The sequence below is a fragment of the Pseudomonas sp. JQ36 genome (assembly GCF_053851495.1).
This window is the reverse complement of record NZ_CM132642.1, coordinates 676430-693256: the sequence shown is the minus strand read 5'-3', so window position 1 is coordinate 693256 and position 16827 is coordinate 676430. Positions and strand designations below refer to the sequence as shown.

Sequence of the window (16827 nt, the reverse complement as noted above, 5' to 3'; positions counted from 1 at the left end):
CGCTCCCACAGTTTTTGTTCGGTGTAGTGTCAGAAAGTATTGCTGGGCACAGGAATATTACTTTGTGGATTGATTATCCTGATTGAAATGCAATCCCCTGTGGGAGCGGGCTTGCTCGCGAAGGCGGTGTGTCAGCCAGCGAAAATGTCGACTGACACTACGCCTTCGCGAGCAAGCCCGCTCCCACAGTTTTTGTTCGGTGTAGTGTCAGAAAGTATTGCTGGGCACAGGAATATTACTTTGTGGATTGATTATCCTGGTTGAAATGCAATCCCCTGTGGGAGCGGGCTTGCTCGCGAAGACGGTGTGTCAGCCAGCGAAAATGTCGACTGACACTACGCCTTCGCGAGCAAGCCCGCTCCCACAGTGTTGTTCGGTGTTGGGTCAGAAGGAGTCGCCGGGGATGCGAACGAAACCTTCCATGAGGACGCGGGCACTGCGGCTCATGATGGCTTTTTTCACTACCCACTCACCGTTTTCCAGACTGGCTTCGGCGCCCACGCGCAAGGTTCCGGAAGGATGGCCGAAGCGCACAGCGTTGCGCTCGACACCGCCTGCTGCGAGATTCACCAGAGTCCCGGAAATCGCCGCCGCCGTGCCAATCGCCACCGCCGCCGTGCCCATCATCGCGTGGTGCAATTTGCCCATCGACAGCGCGCGTACCAGCAAATCCACATCGCCGGCAGCAATCGCCTTGCCACTGGACGCCACGTAATCCGCAGGCCTGGCGACGAACGCGACTTTCGGCGTGTGCTGTCGCTTGGCCGCTTCGTCCAGACTGGAAATCAGGCCCATGCGCAATGCACCGTAAGCACGGATGGTTTCGAACATCTGCAACGCTTTCGGGTCGCTGTTGATCGCGCTTTGCAGCTCGGTGCCGGAGTAGCCGATGTCTGCGGCGTTGACGAAAATCGTCGGGATCCCGGCGTTGATCATGGTCGCCTGGAACGTGCCGACACCCGGCACCTCAAGCTGATCGATCAGGTTGCCAGTGGGGAACATCGAACCGCCGCCGCCCTCCTCTTCCGCCGCCGGGTCCATGAACTCGACCTGCACTTCGGCGGCCGGAAAGGTCACGCCGTCGAGTTCGAAATCACCGGTTTCCTGCACTTCGCCGTTGGTGATCGGCACGTGGGCGATGATGGTCTTGCCGATATTGGCCTGCCATACGCGCACCACCGCGACACCGTTGTGCGGAATGCGGCTGGCCTCCACCAGACCGTTGCTGATGGCGAATGAACCGACCGCTGCCGAGAGGTTGCCGCAGTTGCCGCTCCAGTCGACGAACGGCTTGTCGATCGACACCTGACCAAACAGGTAATCGACGTCGTGATCAGCCTTGATGCTTTTCGACAGGATCACGGTTTTGCTGGTGCTCGAGGTGGCGCCGCCCATGCCGTCGATCTGCTTGTCGTACGGGTCGGGGCTGCCGATCACTCGCAGCAGCAAGGCATCGCGGGCCGGGCCGGGAATCTGTGCAGCTTCGGGCAGATCCTTGAGGCTGAAGAACACGCCCTTGCTGGTGCCGCCACGCATGTAGGTGGCGGGGATTTTGATTTGTGGTGCGTGAGCCATGATGCTCCTTACCGAAGGCATGGGCGTGAAACCCCATGCCTGCATCAGTTGATTTAAACGGCAACCGCCGACTCTTCGAGGAAGTCCTGGGCGAAGCGCTGCAACACGCCGCCGGCCTCGTAGATCGACACTTCTTCAGCGGTATCCAGACGGCAGGTCACCGGCACTTCAACGCGCTCGCCGGACTTGCGATGGATCACCAGCGTCAGGTCGGCGCGCGGGGTGCGGGCGCCGATCACGTCGTAGGTTTCGCTGCCGTCGATGGCCAGGGTGTGACGGTCGGTACCCGCTTTGAACTCCAGCGGCAACACGCCCATGCCCACCAGGTTGGTGCGGTGGATGCGCTCGAAACCTTCGGCGACGATCGCTTCCACGCCTGCCAGACGCACGCCCTTCGCCGCCCAGTCGCGGGACGAACCCTGGCCGTAGTCGGCACCGGCAATGATGATCAACGGCTGCTTGCGCTGCATGTAGGTTTCGATGGCTTCCCACATGCGCATGACTTTGCCTTCCGGCTCGACGCGGGCCAGCGAACCCTGTTTGACCTTGCCGTTTTCCTGAACCATTTCGTTGAACAGCTTCGGGTTGGCGAAGGTCGCGCGCTGCGCGGTCAGGTGGTCGCCGCGGTGCGTGGCGTACGAGTTGAAGTCTTCTTCCGGCAGGCCCATTTTCGCCAGATATTCACCGGCGGCGCTGTCGAGCATGATCGCGTTGGAGGGCGACAGGTGATCAGTGGTGATGTTGTCCGGCAGCACCGCCAGCGGGCGCATGCCCTTCAGCGGACGGGCGCCGGCCAGTGCGCCTTCCCAGTACGGCGGACGGCGGATGTAAGTGCTCATCTCGCGCCAGTCGTACAGCGGCGTGACTTTCGGGCCGGTGTCTTCGTGGATGGCGAACATCGGAATGTAGACCTGCCGGAACTGCTCCGGCTTGACCGAAGACTTCACCACCGCGTCGATTTCTTCATCGCTCGGCCAGATGTCTTTCAGGCGGATTTCCTTGCCGTCGACCACGCCCAGCACATCTTTCTCGATGTCGAAACGGATGGTCCCGGCGATGGCGTAAGCGACCACCAGCGGCGGCGACGCGAGGAACGCCTGTTTGGCGTACGGGTGAATGCGGCCGTCGAAGTTGCGGTTGCCGGAGAGCACGGCAGTCGCATACAGATCGCGGTCAATGATCTCTTGCTGGATCACCGGATCGAGGGCGCCGGACATGCCGTTGCAAGTGGTGCAGGCAAACGCGACGACGCCGAAACCGAGTTGCTCCAGCTCCGTGGTCAGCCCCGCTTCGTCAAGGTACAGCGCCACGGTTTTCGAACCCGGCGCCAGCGAGGATTTGACCCACGGCTTGCGGGTCAGGCCGAGCTTGTTGGCGTTGCGCGCCAGCAGACCAGCGGCGATCACGTTGCGCGGGTTGCTGGTGTTGGTGCAGCTGGTGATGGCAGCGATGATCACCGCGCCGTCGGGCATTTGCCCCGGCACGTCATCCCACTGCCCGGAGATGCCTTTGGCCGCCAGATCCGCTACCGCCACACGGGCGTGCGGATTGCTCGGGCCGGCCATGTTGCGCACCACCGACGACAGATCGAAGGTCAGGCCACGCTCGTATTGCGCGCCTTTCAGGCTGTCGGCCCACAGACCGTTGAGCCGGGCGTACTGCTCGACAAGTTGCACTTGCTGGTCTTCGCGCCCGGTGAGTTTCAGGTAGTCGATGGTCTGCTGGTCGATGTAGAACATCGCCGCGGTGGCACCGTACTCCGGGGCCATGTTGGAGATGGTCGCGCGGTCGCCAAGGGTCAGCGCCGAGGCGCCTTCGCCGAAGAACTCCAGCCAGGCGCCGACGACTTTCTGTTTGCGCAGGTATTCGGTCAGCGCCAGCACCATGTCGGTGGCGGTGATGCCCGGTTGCAGCTTGCCGGTCAGTTCGACGCCGACGCTTTCCGGCAGGCGCATCCACGAGGCGCGGCCGAGCATCACGCTCTCGGCTTCAAGGCCACCGACGCCGATGGCGATCACGCCCAGCGCATCGACGTGCGGGGTGTGGCTGTCGGTGCCGACACAGGTGTCGGGGAATGCCACGCCGTCGCGCACCTGGATCACCGGAGACATTTTCTCCAGGTTGATCTGGTGCATGATGCCGTTGCCCGGCGGGATCACGTCGACGTTCTTGAAGGCCTTTTTGGTCCAGTTGATGAAGTGGAAACGGTCTTCGTTGCGCCGGTCTTCGATGGCGCGGTTCTTCTCGAACGCCTGCTTGTCGAAACCGCCCGCTTCCACCGCCAGCGAGTGGTCGACGATCAGTTGCGTCGGCACTACCGGGTTGACCTGCGCCGGATCACCGCCCTGTTGCGCAATCGCGTCACGCAGGCCGGCGAGGTCGACCAGTGCGGTCTGGCCGAGAATGTCGTGGCACACCACACGCGCCGGAAACCACGGGAAGTCGAGGTCGCGTTTGCGCTCGATCAGTTGCTTGAGGGAATCGGTGAGCGTGGCCGGGTCGCAGCGACGCACGAGGTTTTCCGCCAGCACGCGGGAGGTGTACGGCAGGGTGTCGTAGCTGCCGGGCTGAATCGCCTCGACCGCTGCACGGACGTCGAAATAATCCAGGGAACTGCCGGGCAGGTTTTTGCGGAATTCTGTGTTCATCGGGTCAGGACTCGGGTCACGGTAGTTTCAAAGGGTGGGGCCGACACTGGTACTGAAATGGGCTCGGTCAATTGTGGGAGGGGGCTTGCTCCCGAATGCGGAGTGTCATTCAACGGATTTGTCGACTGACACACCGCATTCGCGAGCAAGCCCGCTCCCACATTGGCTCCCGGTTTATCCAGTTACCCGTGTGGCAGGCCCACCATTCAGCGACGTTCGATTGGCACGAACTTGCGCTGTTCGACGCCGACGTACTCGGCGCTTGGACGGATGATGCGGTTGTTGGCGCGCTGTTCGAACACGTGCGCGGCCCAGCCGGTCAGGCGCGAGCAGACGAAGATCGGCGTGAACAGCTTGGTCGGGATGCCCATGAAGTGGTACGCCGAGGCATGGTAGAAGTCGGCGTTGGGGAACAGCTTTTTCTGCTCCCACATGGTCTTGTCGATGGCTTCGGAAACCGCGAACAACACCTTGTCACCGACTTCGTCGGCGAGTTTTTTCGACCACCCCTTGATCACCTCGTTGCGCGGATCGCTGTCCTTATAGATCGCGTGGCCGAAGCCCATGATCTTGTCCTTGCGCTCGAGCATGCCGAGGGTGCCTTTGATAGCCTCTTCCGGCGACGAGAAGCGCTCGATCATTTCCATTGCCGCCTCGTTGGCGCCACCATGCAGCGGGCCACGCAACGAACCGATCGCTGCGGTGACGCAGGAATACAGGTCGGACAGGGTCGATGCGCAAACGCGAGCGGTGAAGGTCGAGGCGTTGAATTCGTGTTCGGCGTAGAGGATCAGCGACACGTTCATCACTTTGACGTGCAGTTCGCTCGGCTTCTTGTCGTGCAACAAGTGCAGGAAGTGGCCGCCGATCGATGGCTCGTCGCTGACGCAGTTGATGCGTTTGCCGTCGTGGCTGAAGCGATACCAGTAGCACATGATCGCCGGGAACGCGGCGAGCAGGCGGTCGGTCTTGTCGCGCTGTTCGGAGAAGTCTTTCTCCGGCTCGATGTTGCCGAGGAACGAGCAACCGGTGCGCATCACGTCCATCGGGTGGGCGTCGGCGGGAATGCGTTCGAGCACTTCTTTCAGTGCCTGCGGCAGGTCGCGCAGCTTGCTCAGCTTTTGCTGGTAAGCGTCGAGTTGTGCCTGGGTCGGCAGTTCGCCGTACAGCAGCAGGTACGCCACCTCTTCGAACTGCGCGTCGGCTGCCAGTTCACGCACGTCGTAACCGCGATAAGTCAGCCCGGCACCGGCCTGGCCCACGGTGGACAGAGCGGTTTGCCCGGCAACCTGGCCACGGAGCCCGGCGCCACTGAGTACTTTTGCTTCGGCCATTGCTGTCTCCAATTTTCTTGAATTTGTAGGGGAAACGTGTGGGAGCGGGCTTGCTCGCGAATGCGTCGTGTCAGTCACATCGATATTGCCTGATCCACCGCTTTCGCGAGCAAGCCCGCTCCCACAGGGGATCTTGTTCAGCCTTTCTTCTGTGCAAACAACGCATCGAGCTTCTGCTCGAAGGTGTGGTAGTCGATGCGATCGTAAAGCTCCATGCGCGTCTGCATGGTGTCGATGACGTTCTGCTGGGTGCCGTCGCGGCGGATCGCGGTGTAGACGTTTTCCGCGGCCTTGTTCATCGCGCGGAACGCCGACAGCGGGTACAGCACCAGCGACACATCCGCCCCCGCAAGCTGCTCGGTGGTGTACAGCGGTGTCGAACCGAACTCGGTGATGTTGGCGAGGATCGGCGCCTTCACGCGGTTGGCGAACAGCTTGTACATCTCAAGCTCGGTGATGGCTTCCGGGAAGATCATGTCGGCGCCGGCCTCGATGCACGCGGCGGCGCGATCGAGTGCCGATTCCAGACCTTCCACCGCCAGCGCGTCAGTACGCGCCATGATCACGAAGCTGTCGTCGGTACGGGCATCGACTGCGGCCTTGATGCGATCGACCATTTCCTGCTGGCTGACGATTTCCTTATTCGGACGATGGCCGCAGCGCTTGGCGCCGACCTGATCCTCGATGTGAATCGCCGCCGCGCCGAACTTGATCATCGACTTCACGGTGCGCGCCACGTTGAACGCCGACGAACCGAAACCGGTGTCGACGTCCACCAGCAACGGCAGGTCGCAGACGTCGGTGATGCGCCGCACGTCTGTCAGCACGTCATCCAGGCCGGTGATGCCCAGATCCGGCACGCCGAGCGAGCCTGCGGCCACCCCGCCACCGGACAGGTAGATCGCCTTGAAACCGGCACGCTTGGCCAGCAGCGCGTGGTTGGCGTTGATCGCGCCGACCACCTGCAATGGATGCTCGCTGGCGACCGCATCGCGGAAACGCTGGCCTGGAGTGTTGTGCTTGGAACTCATGACTCACCTCGTTCAGTGGCTGTCTTATTGTCGGCGCCGTCCTGGTAGTGACGGGCGATGTTGCGTTTCGAGGCGCCGATGTGACGGCGCATCAACAATTCCGCGAGCTCGCCGTCACGGTCGGCGATGGCATCGAGAATCCGGTGGTGTTCGGCGAAGGCCTGACGTGGCCGGTTGGGCGTGGTGGAAAACTGGATGCGGTACATGCGCACCAGTTGATACAGCTCGCCGCAGAGCATCTGGGTCAGGGTGCGGTTGCCGCTGCCCTGGATGATCCGGTAGTGAAAGTCGAAATCGCCTTCCTGCTGGTAATAGCCGACGCCAGCCTGGAACGCCGCATCGCGCTCATGGGTTTCCAGCACCCGGCGCAGTTCGTCGATTTCTTCGACGCTCATGCGCTCGGCCGCCAGACGGCAAGCCATGCCTTCGAGGGATTCGCGGATTTCGTAGAGTTCGAGCAATTCGGCATGGCTGAGCGACACCACTCGCGCGCCGACATGCGGTACTCGCACCAGCAGCCGTTGGCCTTCGAGCCGATGAATGGCTTCGCGCAGCGGCCCGCGGCTGATGCCGTAGGTGCGCGCCAGCTCTGGCTCGGAGATCTTGCTGCCCGGGGCGATCTCGCCCTTGACGATGGCCGCCTGAATGCGCCGGAAGACGTTTTCCGAGAGCGTCTCGGAATCGTCGCCGCTGATGACCGGGGGATCGAGTTGATCCAGCATGATTGTCGACACCTTTAAATCCAATGCGGCAAAAACTAGCCAATTAACCCGCACCAGTCAAAGGATAAATGGATATTGTCGACAATCGTCTAATAACCCGAAAGGATCGCAGCCTTCGGCAGCTCCTACAGGGGTGTACGCGAATCCAGTGTAGGAGCTGCCGCAGGCTGCGATCTTTTGATCTTTTATAGACCGGCCCCAGCGCTGGCGCCATAAACCCACCGTGCTAGAATGCCGCCCGCATTTGCTGGCCATTTGTACGGCTTGTCATAAAAAGCTGATAGGCACACGAAGGGACTTGCGCAAGTTTTGCCAGGAACCTGAACCGAAAACGGAACGCTGCGCACCAGGATTTATGAGACTCAAGCCCTTCCCCACATTTTTTGCTCTGTTTTGCCTGCCCGGCCTAGCCGCGGCGGGGGAAAAAACCGTGTACGGCCTCAACGAATATGCATCGCTTGACGGCATCAATCTGGAAGTCGCGGCCAAACTCGACACCGGCGCCAAAACCGCCTCGCTGAGTGCCCGCGACATCAAACGCTTCAAACGCAATGGTGAGTCCTGGGTGCGCTTCTACCTGGCAATCGACGCCGCGCATTCACACCCGATCGAACGACCGCTGGCCCGGGTCAGCAAGATCAAGCGCCGTGCCGGCGACTACGACCCGGAAGAAGGTAAAAAGTACACCGCGCGCCCGGTGATCGAACTGGATATCTGCATGGGTTCGGCATTGCGCAGCATCGAAGTGAACCTGACCGACCGTAGTGCGTTCCAATACCCGCTTTTGATCGGCTCCGAAGCGCTGAAACGCTTCGACGCGCTGGTCGACCCCAGTCTTAAATACGCTGCCGGCAAACCCGCCTGCACCATCGCCGCTCATACCGCCGAGTAATTTCCATGCGTTCTCTAACCTTCCACCTGAAAATCCTGATCACCATTCTGGTGCTCTTGGGCGTTTCGGTTACGGCCTATCAGATTTTCGTGCTCGGCATCCCGGTGACCGAAGACGCTACCGACGACCTGTGGAACATCGACGCCAAAGTCGAGTTCGTCGCCAGCACCAAGGATCCGGTGAAAGTCCAGATGTTCGTGCCGCCGCTGAGCCGCGATTACGTCAGCCTCAACGAAAGCTTTATCTCCAATAACTACGGCGTGGCGGTCAACCGCGTCGACGGCAACCGCAAGGTCACCTGGTCGGCGCGCCGGGCCAAGGGCAATCAGACCCTTTATTACCGCCTGGTGCTGACCAAGCGCTACACCGCGGAAAAATCCAAGATCAAAGGCCCGACCTTCCGCGACAGCATCGCCATCGAAGGCCCGGAAAAAATCGCTGCCGAAGCCCTGCTCGCGCCGATCCGCCAGCACTCGGCCGACGTCGAGACCTTCATTGGCGAGGCGATCAAACGCGTCAACAACGTCAACGACGACAACGTCAAACTGCTGCTGGCCGGCGATCCGTCGACGCCGCACAAAGCGAAGATCGTCGAACTGCTGCTGTCGATCGCCCACGTGCCGGTGGAGAAAGTCCACACCATCCGCCTCGTCGCCGACCAGCCGCAAACCCCGGAACTGTGGCTGCGCAGCTTCAACGGTAACGACTGGCTGTACTTCAACCCGGAAACCGGCGAGCAAGGCCTGCCGACCGACCGCCTGCTGTGGTGGACCGGTGATGAAAACCTGATCACCGTCGACGGCGCGAAGAAAGCCAACGTGACCTTCAGCCTGAACAACAGCGAGATGAACGCAATTCGTCTGGCCAAACTGACCGACGAAAACACCGACGCCAACTTCCTCGAATACTCGCTGTACGGCCTGCCGCTGCAGACCCAGCAGACCTTCATGATCATGGTGATGATCCCGATCGGCGTGCTGGTGATCCTGATCCTGCGCAACCTGATCGGCCTGCAGACCCTCGGCACCTTTACCCCGGTGCTGATCGCCCTGGCCTTCCGCGAAACGCAACTGGGCTTTGGCATCCTGCTGTTTACCGTGATCACCGCGCTGGGCCTGTCATTACGCTCGTATCTGGAACATTTGAAGCTGCAGATGCTGCCGCGCCTGTCGGTGGTGTTGACCTTCGTGGTGGTGCTGATTGCCGCCATCAGCCTGTTCAGTCACAAGCTTGGTCTGGAGCGCGGTTTGTCGGTGGCGCTGTTCCCGATGGTGATTCTGACCATGACCATCGAACGCCTGTCGATCACTTGGGAAGAACGCGGTGCCAGCCATGCCATGAAAGTGGCGATCGGCACGCTGTTCGCGGCGTCCCTGGCGCACCTGATCATGACCGTGCCGGAGCTGGTGTACTTCGTGTTTACTTTCCCGGCGATCCTGCTGATTCTGGTTGGCTTCATGCTGGCGATGGGTCGTTATCGCGGCTACCGCCTGACCGAGCTGGTGCGTTTCAAGGCTTTCCTGAAGAAGGCTGACGCCTGATGTTCGGTTTCTGGAAGACCTGGAAGGCTCTGGAGGCGCGGGGCATCATGGGCATCAATCGGCGTAACGCCGATTACGTGCTCAAGTACAACAAGCGCAGCCTGTACCCGATCGTCGATGACAAGATCATCACCAAGGAGCGCGCGATCGAGGCCGGCATTCATGTGCCGGAGCTGTACGGCGTGATCTCCACGGAGAAGGAAATCGACAAGCTCGACGCGATCATCGGCGGGCGTAACGACTTCGTGATCAAACCGGCCCAGGGCGCCGGCGGTGACGGCATCATTGTGATCGCCGACCGCTTCGAGGGCCGCTACCGTACGGTCTCGGGCAAGATCCTCGCCCACGAAGAGCTGGAGCACCACATTTCCAGCATCCTCACCGGCCTGTATTCGCTGGGCGGTCACCGCGACCGCGCGCTGATCGAATACCGGGTCACCCCCGACCAGATCTTCAAAAGCATCAGCTACGAAGGCGTGCCGGACATCCGCATCATCGTGCTGATGGGCTACCCGGTAATGGCCATGTTGCGCCTACCGACCCGTCAGTCCGGCGGCAAGGCCAACCTGCACCAGGGCGCCATCGGCGTCGGTGTCGACCTCGCCACCGGCCTGACCCTGCGCGGCACCTGGCTGAACAACATCATCACCAAACACCCCGACACCACCAACGCGGTGGACGGCGTGCAACTGCCCTACTGGGACGGTTTCATGAAGCTCGCCGCCGGCTGCTACGAGCTGTGCGGCCTGGGTTACATCGGTGTGGACATGGTGCTCGACCAGGAGAAAGGCCCGCTGATTCTCGAGCTGAACGCGCGGCCGGGGCTGAATATCCAGATTGCCAACGATTGCGGGCTGACCCTGCGGACGCATGCGGTCGAGGCGCATCTGGAAGAGCTGAAGGCACGCGGGGTGATGGAGTCGGTCGAGGAACGGGTGGCGTTTACTCAGGAGATGTTTGGGCATATTCCGGCGGTTGAGGGCTGATCCAGCACTGAGGCGCGGCTATCGCGAGCAGGCTCACTCCTACAGGGGAACGCATTCCAAATTGTAGGAGTGAGCCTGCTCGCGATAGCGGACTTACCGCCACTACAAGACTCAACCCTGCCCCCAATCTGCTCATCCCCGACATCCCCTCTAGGAGCAACTCCCGCAGAGGACTACAATCCCCACCCCGCCTCAATGGCCGATCTGCCCCGCCCATGTTGACCTGTTCCGTACACCCGCTGCCCTACCACGCCAACCCCGCCGATTACTTCGCGGCCATCCGCCATGCGCCCGGCGCTGTGCTGCTCGACAGCGGCCGGCCAAGTGCCGACCGTGGCCGTTATGACCTGCTCAGCGCCTGGCCGCTGGAACAGCTGGCGGTGTTGCCCGACGAAAGCGGCAGCGTTTTCTTGCAACGCCTGCGCAATAACCTGACCCGCCTGGGCAAAGCGCAGTTGCCTGGCGAATATGACCTGCCCTTCGCTGGCGGCCTGATTGGCTATCTGAGCTACGACTTCGGCCGACATCTCGAGAATCTGCCGAGCCAGGCCCGGGACGATCTGCAACTGCCCGACGCGCGGTTCGGTCTGTACGACTGGGCGCTGATCAGCGATCACCAGACTGCCACCAGCCAATTGGTGTTTCACCCGTCGCTGGCCGACAGCGAGCGGCAACGGCTGATCGCGCTGTTCAGCCAACCGACCTCGGCGCCGCTGACGCCGTTCAAGCTCGACACGCCGATGACCGCCGATCTGTCGCCCGATGACTATCGCCAGGCGCTGGAACGCATTCATCAATACATCCAGGCCGGCGACTGCTATCAGGTCAACTTCGCCCAGCGTTTCCGCGCAACCTGTCAGGGCGATCCGTGGCTGGCCTATTGCGCGTTGCGCGAGGCCTGCCCGACGCCGTTTTCCGGTTTCCAGAGTCTGCCCGACGGCGACGCGGTGCTGAGCCTGTCGCCGGAGCGCTTCGTCAAAGTCAGCCAGCGCCAGGTGGAAACCCGCCCGATCAAGGGCACCCGCCCCCGTGGCCTGACGCCTGCCGAAGACGCCGCCAACGCCGCCGAACTGCTGGCCAGCCCCAAGGATCGCGCGGAAAACCTAATGATCGTCGACCTGCTGCGCAACGACCTCGGCCGCACCTGCCGCATCGGCTCGGTGCGGGTGCCGGAGCTGTTCAGCCTGGAAAGCTATCCCAACGTGCATCACCTGGTCAGCAGCGTGACCGGTGAACTGGCGGAGGATCGCGACGCCCTCGACCTGATCGCTGGCAGCTTCCCCGGTGGCTCGATCACCGGCGCACCGAAGATTCGCGCAATGCAGATCATCGACGAACTGGAGCCGACTCGGCGCGGGTTGTATTGCGGTTCGTTGCTGTACCTGGACGTACGCGGCGAGATGGACAGCTCCATCGCGATTCGCAGTCTGTTGGTCAAGGATGGGCAGGTATGCTGCTGGGGTGGCGGCGGGATCGTGGCGGATTCGGACTGGCAGGCGGAGTATCAGGAGTCGATTACCAAGGTGAAGGTTCTGCTCGACACCCTGCAAAACCTTTAAACGCTTAAAAGCTTCGCGAGCAAGCCCGCTCCCACATTAGGAATGCATTCCACATGTGGGAGCGGGCTTGCTCGCGAAGGCGCCCTTCCAGACGACTACAAACTCAACGCTCTGTTAGAAGCCTTCAAGAACTCCTGCTTTAACTCGGCAAAGGTGTGTACGGCGGGAAACTGCGGGAACTCGCGAATCACGTTGTCCGGCGCATGGAACAGAATCCCCGCGTCCGCCTCGCCGAGCATGCTCGTGTCGTTATACGAATCCCCCGCCGCAATCACCCGGTAGTACAGGCTCTTGAACGCCAGCACCGACTGACGCTTGGGGTCTTTCTGACGCAATTGATAGCCGGTCACTCGCCCACTGTCGTCGGTGATCAGGCGGTGGCAAAGCAAGGTCGGGAAGCCCAACTGACGCATCAGCGGCTGGGAGAACTCGTAAAAGGTGTCCGAGAGAATCACCACCTGGAAGCGCTCGCGCAGCCAGTCGACGAACTCCACTGCGCCGTCCAGCGGCTTGAGCGTGGCGATCACTTCCTGAATGTCCGAGAGCTTCAGGCCGTGCTCATCGAGGATGCGTAGACGCTGCGTCATCAGCACGTCGTAATCGGGAATGTCCCGGGTGGTGGCCTTGAGGGATTCGATTCCGGTTTTTTCGGCGAAGGCGATCCAGATTTCCGGCACCAGTACCCCTTCAAGATCCAGGCAAGCAATTTCCACAAGACACTCCCGTTTGTAGTGATTATTGAGTCGAGCGAGCCCGAACTCTAGCGACTCCCCCGCGACCGCGCAACGCAGCGGGCGCCCCCTATCCCGCCGCTTTTTGTTAACATCGCCGCCATATAGAGCGCCCAGCGCCACCGACCTGTAGGAAGCCGCCCTGATGAGCCCAACGTTCGATGTCGTGGAACTCGCCACGACCTATGCCAACAAATCCGCCCAGGACATCCTGAAACTCGCGTTCGCCGAGTTCGGCGATGAGCTGTGGATCTCTTTCAGTGGTGCCGAGGATGTGGTGCTGGTGGACATGGCCTGGAAGCTGAACAAGAACGTCAAGGTATTCAGCCTCGACACCGGCCGCCTGCACCCGGAGACCTATCGCTTCATCGATCAGGTGCGCGAACACTACAAGATCGACATCGAACTGGTGTCGCCGGACTACACGAAACTCGAACCGTTCGTGAAGGAAAAAGGCTTGTTCAGCTTCTACAAGGACGGCCATGGCGAATGCTGCGGCATCCGCAAGATCGAACCGCTGCGCCGCAAACTGTCCGGCGTCAAAGCCTGGGCCACCGGCCAGCGCCGCGACCAGAGCCCGGGCACCCGCAGCGCCGTGGCGGTGCTGGAGATCGACACCGCGTTCTCCACGCCCGAGCGCACGCTGTACAAGTTCAACCCGCTGGCGCAGATGACCAGCGAAGAGATCTGGGGCTACATCCGCATGCTCGAACTGCCGTACAACAGCCTGCACGAGCGCGGCTTCATCAGCATCGGCTGCGAACCATGCACCCGCCCGGTGCTGCCGAACCAGCACGAACGCGAAGGCCGCTGGTGGTGGGAAGAAGCGACGCAGAAAGAGTGCGGGTTGCATGCGGGGAATATCATCAGCAAGGCGTAAATCTCGCCCCAATGATGTCCCCCCCCTGTGGGAGCGGGCTTGCTCGCGAAAGCGGTCTGTCAGTCAGCGAATTTGTTGACTGGGAAGACGCCTTCGCGAGCAAGCCCGCTCCCACATTTGCTTCGTGGCGCCATTAAAAATGTGTACACACGAATGTCACCATCGGTGCCATTTATGTGTGCACTTTTTGCTTTCACGCCCTGAAAAGTTACATCCCTGCTGAATTCCCCTGCGCTCTGCCACCTGCGCAAAATCCCTCGCAAAAAATAAATACCTGTTCAATCGGTCAATTTATAACCACTGTTTTTCAGGCACTTAGCGCTCATCGATAACTTTTCGAAATGAGCGCAGCGCTCGATAGATCGCTGACTGGCACAGATCTGGCTTTGGTGCATACATGTTTTGTATACAAAACTGCAAAACATCAATCCACACTTTCGATCCGCAAGCCTGAAGCGCCCTATCCCGTACAGGCTGCAGATGCCCCGTAACCAGTGATGTCTGCTGGCCGCGACGAAGATTTGTCGAGCCTCACCGCTCATGCACAGTCATCGCGGCCCCGCCCATCAGGAGCCTGCCGGAATGCGTACAAGTCTCTCCAATAACATCGCGCTGAATCTGCCCGCCTCTGCCCTCGACCAACCATTGCCCAACGCGGGTCTGGCCGAACCGTTACAACTGAGCCCGCGCCTGCACAACCGCGACCTGGCACCGACCCGGGCCGAAGGTCGGCGCTGGGGCAAATACAGTATTTTTGCCCTGTGGACCAACGATGTGCACAACATCGCCAACTACTCGTTCGCCATCGGTCTGTATGCGCTGGGCCTGGGCGGCTGGCAGATTCTGCTGTCGCTGGGGATCGGCGCGGCGCTGGTGTACTTCTTCATGAACCTGTCCGGCTACATGGGGCAGAAAACCGGGGTGCCGTTTCCGGTGATCAGCCGGATCAGTTTCGGCATCCACGGCGCACAGATTCCGGCGTTGATTCGCGCGGTGATCGCCATCGCCTGGTTCGGCATTCAGACGTATCTGGCATCGGTGGTATTTCGTGTGCTGCTGACGGCGATTCACCCCGGGTTCGCTGATTACGACCACAACTCGATCCTCGGTCTGTCGACGCTGGGCTGGGTGTGTTTCGTGGCGATCTGGTTCGTGCAACTGGCGATCCTCGCCTACGGCATGGAAATGGTCCGCCGTTACGAAGCGTTTGCCGGGCCGGTGATTCTGCTGACCGTCGCCGCCCTCGCCGTGTGGATGTACACCCAGGCCAACGCGACGATTGCCTGGTCAATCCGCGAACCGCTGAGCGGTGGCGAGATGTGGCGCAACATCTTTGCCGGCGGCGCCTTGTGGCTGGCGATCTACGGCACGCTGATCCTCAACTTCTGCGACTTCGCCCGCTCCTCGCCGTGCCGCAAGACCATCAAAGTCGGCAATTTCTGGGGCCTGCCGGTGAACATTCTGGTGTTCGCCGCCATCACCGTCCTGCTCTGCGGTGCGCAATTTCAAATCAACGGGCGGATCATCGAGAGCCCGACCGAAATCATCGCCTCGATTCCCAACACGTTCTTTCTGGTACTCGGTTGCCTGGCGTTCCTGATCGTCACCGTGGCGGTGAACATCATGGCCAACTTCGTCGCCCCGGCCTTCGTCCTCAGCAACCTGGCGCCGAAGTACCTGACCTTCCGCCGCGCCGGGCTGATCAGCGCGACCATCGCCGTGTTGATCCTGCCGTGGAATCTCTACAACAGCCCGCTGGTGATCGTGTACTTCCTGTCCGGCCTCGGCGCCCTGCTCGGCCCGTTGTACGGCGTGATCATGGTCGACTACTGGCTGATCCGCAGAGGCCGGATCAACGTTCCGCAGCTGTACAGCGAAGATCCCGACGGCGCTTATTACTACAGCCGTGGAGTGAATTTCCGCGCGGTGGCGGCGTTCATTCCTGCGGCGTTGATCGCCATCGTCCTGGCGCTGGTGCCGGGCTTCCACAGCATCTCGCCGTTTTCCTGGCTGGTGGGCGCCGGCATTGCCGCGATGCTCTACCTGATCATCGCTAAACGTCAGCCGCACTACGCCGACGTCAGCGGCGAATCGATCGCCGTTGACAACGTCTGCCATTAACTTCCTCGCGGCCCGGATTTGGGCCGCTGAACTGCCCGCAATAAGGACTTCCCATGCGTATTCTTGTGGTCAACGTCAACACCACCGAATCCATCACCCAGGCCATCGCCCGCTCGGCGCAGGCCGTCGCGTCTCCCGGCACGGAAATCGTCGGCCTGACGCCGTTCTTCGGCGCCGACTCGGTGGAAGGCAATTTCGAAAGTTACTTGGCGGCCATCGCCGTGATGGACCGGGTGATGTCTTACGATCAACCGTTCGACGCGGTGATTCAGGCCGGCTACGGCGAACACGGCCGCGAAGGATTGCAGGAACTGCTCAACGTGCCGGTAGTGGACATCACCGACGCGGCTGCCAGTACCGCGATGTTCCTCGGCCACGCCTATTCGGTGGTGACCACGCTGGATCGCACCGTGCCGCTGATCGAGGATCGGCTGAAACTCTCGGGCCTGTGGGATCGCTGTGCATCAGTGCGGGCCAGTGGCCTGGCGGTGCTGGAGCTGGAACACCAGCCGCAACGCGCACTGGAAGCCATCGTGCAACAAGCGGAGCTGGCGGTGACTCAGGACAAGGCCGAGGTGATTTGCCTGGGTTGCGGCGGCATGGCCGGGCTGGATGAACAGATTCGTCGCCGCACCGGGGTGCCGGTGGTGGATGGCGTGACGGGGGCGGTGACCATTGCTGAATCGCTGGTGCGGCTGGGGTTGTCGACGTCCAAGGTGCGGACTTACGCGACGCCACGGCCGAAGCAGATCATTGGCTGGGCAGAGCGGTTTGCCCGGTAGACCGCGTTATCGTTCTTCGCGAGCA

Annotated in this window: 13 protein-coding genes; 7 read left to right on the top strand and 6 right to left on the bottom strand. The window is 61.3% G+C overall.

Annotation, left to right across the window (positions count from 1 at the left end):
* Window positions 1-384: 384 nt before the first annotated feature.
* The 5 genes from prpF to ACS4NR_RS03340 all read right to left on the bottom strand — a co-directional run bounded on the left by prpF (window position 385) and on the right by ACS4NR_RS03340 (window position 7307).
* The gene (gene prpF, locus ACS4NR_RS03360; RefSeq protein WP_456019084.1) at window positions 385-1575 is read right to left on the bottom strand and encodes a 2-methylaconitate cis-trans isomerase PrpF; all 1191 of its coding nucleotides are present in this window, start codon (window positions 1573-1575) and stop codon (window positions 385-387) included.
* 53 nt (window positions 1576-1628) lie between these two features.
* Complete coding sequence (gene acnD, locus ACS4NR_RS03355; RefSeq protein ID WP_456019083.1) at window positions 1629-4223, bottom strand: Fe/S-dependent 2-methylisocitrate dehydratase AcnD; 2595 nt, start codon at window positions 4221-4223, stop codon at window positions 1629-1631.
* 206 nt (window positions 4224-4429) lie between these two features.
* Window positions 4430-5557: a bifunctional 2-methylcitrate synthase/citrate synthase gene (prpC, locus tag ACS4NR_RS03350; RefSeq protein ID WP_456019082.1), complete on the bottom strand. Its 1128-nt coding sequence runs from the start codon at window positions 5555-5557 to the stop codon at window positions 4430-4432.
* A gap of 137 nt (window positions 5558-5694) precedes the next feature.
* Window positions 5695-6588 carry a methylisocitrate lyase gene (prpB, locus tag ACS4NR_RS03345; protein WP_115985809.1) on the bottom strand — a complete coding sequence of 298 codons (894 nt, stop codon included), beginning with the start codon at window positions 6586-6588 and terminating at the stop codon, window positions 5695-5697.
* A complete protein-coding gene (locus ACS4NR_RS03340) occupies window positions 6585-7307 on the bottom strand; it encodes a GntR family transcriptional regulator (RefSeq protein WP_169432611.1) in 723 nt (240 codons plus the stop codon). The genes prpB and ACS4NR_RS03340 overlap by 4 nt, the downstream gene beginning before the upstream one ends.
* Window positions 7308-7665: 358 nt before the next feature.
* On the opposite strand from ACS4NR_RS03340, the gene rloA reads away from it, so the two are divergent.
* From rloA to pabB, 4 genes are all read left to right on the top strand, one after another.
* The gene (rloA, locus tag ACS4NR_RS03335; RefSeq protein WP_007916436.1) at window positions 7666-8202 is read left to right on the top strand and encodes a retropepsin-like aspartic peptidase RloA; all 537 of its coding nucleotides are present in this window, start codon (window positions 7666-7668) and stop codon (window positions 8200-8202) included.
* Between the two features lie 5 nt (window positions 8203-8207).
* The gene (gene rloB / locus ACS4NR_RS03330; RefSeq protein WP_041067624.1) at window positions 8208-9743 is read left to right on the top strand and encodes an osmotic stress tolerance membrane protein RloB; all 1536 of its coding nucleotides are present in this window, start codon (window positions 8208-8210) and stop codon (window positions 9741-9743) included.
* Window positions 9743-10729 (top strand): alpha-L-glutamate ligase-like protein, encoded by a 987-nt coding sequence (locus tag ACS4NR_RS03325; protein WP_456019081.1) that lies wholly within the window; start codon window positions 9743-9745, stop codon window positions 10727-10729. The genes rloB and ACS4NR_RS03325 overlap by 1 nt, the downstream gene beginning before the upstream one ends.
* Window positions 10730-10944: 215 nt before the next feature.
* A complete protein-coding gene (gene pabB, locus ACS4NR_RS03320) occupies window positions 10945-12288 on the top strand; it encodes an aminodeoxychorismate synthase component I (protein ID WP_456019080.1) in 1344 nt (447 codons plus the stop codon).
* Between the two features lie 95 nt (window positions 12289-12383).
* Here pabB and thrH read toward each other — a convergent pair whose 3' ends face one another.
* Window positions 12384-13001, bottom strand: coding sequence for a bifunctional phosphoserine phosphatase/homoserine phosphotransferase ThrH (gene thrH, locus ACS4NR_RS03315; RefSeq protein ID WP_346650949.1), 618 nt, complete (start codon window positions 12999-13001; stop codon window positions 12384-12386).
* Between the two features lie 163 nt (window positions 13002-13164).
* On the opposite strand from thrH, the gene ACS4NR_RS03310 reads away from it, so the two are divergent.
* The 3 genes from ACS4NR_RS03310 to ACS4NR_RS03300 all read left to right on the top strand — a co-directional run bounded on the left by ACS4NR_RS03310 (window position 13165) and on the right by ACS4NR_RS03300 (window position 16802).
* Window positions 13165-13899 carry a phosphoadenylyl-sulfate reductase gene (locus tag ACS4NR_RS03310; RefSeq protein ID WP_003223260.1) on the top strand — a complete coding sequence of 245 codons (735 nt, stop codon included), beginning with the start codon at window positions 13165-13167 and terminating at the stop codon, window positions 13897-13899.
* Between the two features lie 582 nt (window positions 13900-14481).
* Window positions 14482-16020 carry an NCS1 family nucleobase:cation symporter-1 gene (locus ACS4NR_RS03305; RefSeq protein WP_456019079.1) on the top strand — a complete coding sequence of 513 codons (1539 nt, stop codon included), beginning with the start codon at window positions 14482-14484 and terminating at the stop codon, window positions 16018-16020.
* 53 nt (window positions 16021-16073) lie between these two features.
* On the top strand, window positions 16074-16802 hold the full coding sequence (locus ACS4NR_RS03300) for an aspartate/glutamate racemase family protein (protein WP_456019078.1): 729 nt from the start codon (window positions 16074-16076) through the stop codon (window positions 16800-16802).
* Window positions 16803-16827: the final 25 nt, after the last annotated feature.

Bases quoted from the DNA above. Each gene is read 5' to 3' on its own strand.
- rloA (WP_007916436.1), top strand. From the start codon at position 7,666: ATGAGACTCAAGCCCTTCCCCACATTTTTTGCTCTGTTTTGCCTGCCC.
- ACS4NR_RS03305 (WP_456019079.1), top strand. From the start codon at position 14,482: ATGCGTACAAGTCTCTCCAATAACATCGCGCTGAATCTGCCCGCCTCT.
- ACS4NR_RS03310 (WP_003223260.1), top strand. From the start codon at position 13,165: ATGAGCCCAACGTTCGATGTCGTGGAACTCGCCACGACCTATGCCAAC.
- prpF (WP_456019084.1), bottom strand. From the start codon at position 1,575: ATGGCTCACGCACCACAAATCAAAATCCCCGCCACCTACATGCGTGGC.
- pabB (WP_456019080.1), top strand. From the start codon at position 10,945: ATGTTGACCTGTTCCGTACACCCGCTGCCCTACCACGCCAACCCCGCC.
- ACS4NR_RS03325 (WP_456019081.1), top strand. From the start codon at position 9,743: ATGTTCGGTTTCTGGAAGACCTGGAAGGCTCTGGAGGCGCGGGGCATC.
- prpB (WP_115985809.1), bottom strand. From the start codon at position 6,588: ATGAGTTCCAAGCACAACACTCCAGGCCAGCGTTTCCGCGATGCGGTC.
- ACS4NR_RS03300 (WP_456019078.1), top strand. From the start codon at position 16,074: ATGCGTATTCTTGTGGTCAACGTCAACACCACCGAATCCATCACCCAG.
- prpC (WP_456019082.1), bottom strand. From the start codon at position 5,557: ATGGCCGAAGCAAAAGTACTCAGTGGCGCCGGGCTCCGTGGCCAGGTT.
- acnD (WP_456019083.1), bottom strand. From the start codon at position 4,223: ATGAACACAGAATTCCGCAAAAACCTGCCCGGCAGTTCCCTGGATTAT.
- rloB (WP_041067624.1), top strand. From the start codon at position 8,208: ATGCGTTCTCTAACCTTCCACCTGAAAATCCTGATCACCATTCTGGTG.